The sequence below is a fragment of the Moorena sp. SIO4G3 genome, assembly GCF_010692305.1.
Lineage (GTDB): Bacteria > Cyanobacteriota > Cyanobacteriia > Cyanobacteriales > Coleofasciculaceae > Moorena > Moorena producens_A.
This window is the reverse complement of record NZ_JAAHIG010000640.1, coordinates 1-2,557: the sequence shown is the minus strand read 5'-3', so window position 1 is coordinate 2,557 and position 2,557 is coordinate 1. Positions and strand designations below refer to the sequence as shown.

Here is a 2,557-nt window from a genome sequence, read left to right as displayed (position 1 = left end):
GAATATATTTCGACGAATAAAAAAAGAAAAAGGGAAATAATAGCATACAATAGTGAAAATATCGTCTACTATAAGAGTAAGATAGAGCTTAACTGCTTCCGGGAAAAACACTGTCAAGTGCCCGGGTAGTTAATAGTTATAGTTACTCATAGAATCAAGGGAACTAGTGTAAGGATAAGCCAAGTCAATGGTCACTCAGGACTTAGGCTTATGTCAGATTAGGGTGTTATCTACGCCAACATTTTATCTACCCCAAAAGAGTTATCACTAGTAGCCCAAGGAAAAAAAAATAATTAATTCAGGGGTCTACGAGGTTATTTGTGCTAATTCATAATGGTCACAGATAACCGAAATTATAGGTATCCATAGACAGGATTTGGAGTCAATTATTTGACCATGATTACCATAGCACTGTCGATTGCTACACTTGCTAGTACGAAAGTATTCATTTTTCTTCTAAGCACTAAACCTTTGATGAGTAATGTCTAAACAAAAGCGTAAAAGGTTAAGGTGCACCAGCGCTTGTAGGCTGGAAAGCTGGAAAGTTTGCTTGCCCGCGATCGCAATAATCATGCTGTTGTGTGCCGAGGTAGCAGTAGCCCAGAATCCACCTTTTCAGACTACTCTTGAATCGCTCCAAATTGCCGTGGATACTATCTGGGTGATATTCACTGGTTGTTTAGTATTCTTCATGAACGCGGGCTTTGGGATGTTGGAAGTTGGTCTTTGCCGCCAAAAGAACGCTGCCAACATTTTGACTAAAAACCTGATTGTGTTTGCCCTGTCTACAGCAGCTTTCTGGGCAGTTGGCTTTGCTGTCATGTTTGGTGATGGGAATCCTGTTTTAGGTTTCAATGGCTTGTTCCTTTCAGGATTAGATAATAGTCCAGCCATAGGAGAAGCCTACAACGGTGTCTTCTATTCACTAAAAGATATTGGTATACCCCTCAACGCCAAATTCTTTTTTCAACTGGTTTTTGCTGGAACTGCTGCGACTATTGTGTCTGGAGCAGTGGCTGAGCGCATCAAATTTTCTGCGTTTTGTCTGTTCAGCGTTCTACTTGTGGGCATCATTTACCCAATCACGGGTCACTGGATTTGGGGAGGAGGCTGGCTAGGAGGAGGCTGGCTACAAGGGCTGAAAGTTTGGGACTTTGCTGGTTCAACCGTAGTTCACTCCGTAGGCGGTTGCTGTGCCTTAGTCGGTGCTTACCTTCTCGGACCACGCAAGGGCAAATATATAGATGGCGTCTCCTATGGGCTGCCCGGACACAATCTCAGCCTGGCGATTCTAGGTTGCTTGATTTTATGGCTGGGCTGGTTTGGTTTTAATCCCGGCTCAACCATTTTTAATCCCGGAACGACGAATTTAGATCCCAACTCCATTAGCCATATTGTCCTCACGACGAATACAGCAGCTTGTGCAGGGGCTATTGCTGCAGCTCTAACTACCTGGTTTGACCCAAGGGATCCTGACAGTAAGCCTGACCCCACTATGATTATTAACGGAGTACTGTCGGGTTTAGTAGCTATTACTGCATCCTGTCGATTCGTTACCATTGGTAGCGCTATCACCATAGGTCTGCTGGCAGGAATAATTGTGGTCTTTTCAGTGGACTTCTGGGACAGGATGAAAATTGATGATCCAGTAGGTGCTATTTCTGTCCATTTTGTCGGTGGAGTCTGGGGAACACTGGCTTTAGCTCTTTTCAGTGAAGGACCTGGTGATTTGTATAGTATTGGTAACGGTCCAGTAGCCGGACTATTCTGTGGTGGCGGGATAGATAGTATCCGGCAGCTTTTTATTCAACTACTCGGCATTGTTGCAGTAGGTCTGTCAACGGTTGTCTTGAGCTCGCTGGCTTGGTTATTTGTTAAAAGCATACTTTCCTCAAGTCTGAGAGTTACAGAAAAAGCAGAAATTGAAGGTCTAGATTTCCACGAACACCGTATGACTGCCTACAGTGGCTTTTTGTTTAAGGCAGATGTCAATCAATCAGCTATGAGAGATCAGCAAAGACATAATTAACACACTGTTCTGTAGATACAATCAAACCCATGAAATTATAGGATTCAACCGGTTATGAAGGTAATCAATAACAGTATTTTCCAGCAAATAAGTTTAATTGGATACAGACAAAATAAGCCCAAAGATTCTAATCATAGAAGCAAATTAATTCAGGAATAATGTGATCATAGTTTTATTGGATGCCTCTCAAGACTATCAAGATAGCAATCCGTGTAGCAATTGAGATGATTTTGATCCCTATTCCCTATTCCCTATTCCCAGTTCACTTTGCTAGAGTAGTTTAATCAAAATTAATCCCATGACCATAATCAATATGTCAAACAAACAACAAGATTACGATAGCGTTGTTAGGGATTTAGTAGCTGAATATGATGAAATTTTAGGTGCAGTTATCCTCTATAAACAGTTACCAATTACTGATTTAATAGGGATATTAAATAAAACTGAAACTCTAAAAATAGCCGATCAACTTATCGAGTTTCACAACTCTATTAACCGCTTACCTAGTCAAATCGGAAGAGAACACGT

2 protein-coding genes are annotated in these 2,557 nt (G+C 41.6%); both read left to right on the top strand.

Going from position 1 to position 2,557, the window contains the following annotated elements; translation table 11 throughout:
- Positions 1-481: 481 nt before the first annotated feature.
- On the top strand, positions 482-2,029 hold the full coding sequence (locus F6J99_RS44050) for an ammonium transporter (RefSeq protein WP_293123515.1): 1,548 nt from the start codon (positions 482-484) through the stop codon (positions 2,027-2,029).
- 313 nt (positions 2,030-2,342) lie between these two features.
- Positions 2,343-2,557: hypothetical protein (locus tag F6J99_RS44045; protein ID WP_293123512.1), on the top strand; the 215-nt coding region annotated here is incomplete at its 3' end.